The sequence below is a fragment of the Bacillus sp. LR--39 genome, from assembly GCF_053613335.1.
Window position 1 is genome coordinate 1 of the sequence record NZ_JBSIOT010001343.1, and the last position, 568, is coordinate 568.

The 568-nt window shown below is 51.4% G+C and carries 1 protein-coding gene; it reads left to right on the forward strand.

Translation table 11 applies throughout. The annotated features are described in order from the left end of the window. On the forward strand, nucleotides 1-568 hold a 568-nt coding region (locus ACWHAR_RS30380), incomplete at both ends, for an aldehyde dehydrogenase family protein (RefSeq protein WP_452088847.1).

Sequence of the window (568 nt, forward strand, 5' to 3'; positions counted from 1 at the left end):
GTCCGGTCGGCGTCGTCGGGCTGATCAATCCGTGGAACTTGCCGCTTCTTTTGCTGACGTGGAAATTGGCGCCTTGCCTGGCGGCGGGAAATACAGCCGTTATCAAACCGGCTGAACTGACGCCGATGACAGCCACCCTTCTCGGGGAAATCTGCCATGATGCAGGGATGCCTGACGGAGTCGTTAATATCGTCCACGGATTTGGACCAGATTCCGCCGGTGCTGCGCTTTCTGAGCATCCCGATGTCGATGCGATATCTTTCACCGGAGAAACGACAACCGGCAAAGTCATTATGGAAGCTGCTTCGAAAACATTAAAGAAACTTTCCTTTGAATTGGGAGGGAAGAACCCGAACATTATTTTTGCCGATGCCGACATGGATGAAGCCGTCAGCACCTCATTGAAATCGAGTTTCGTCAACCAGGGGGAAGTATGTATGAGCGGCTCCCGCATCTATGTCGAGAGGGAAGCGTATGACGAATTTCTGAACAAGTTCGTTGAGAAAACGAAAAAGCTCAAAGTCGGCGATCCTTTTGATCCGGACACGAATATCGGCGCCTTGATTTC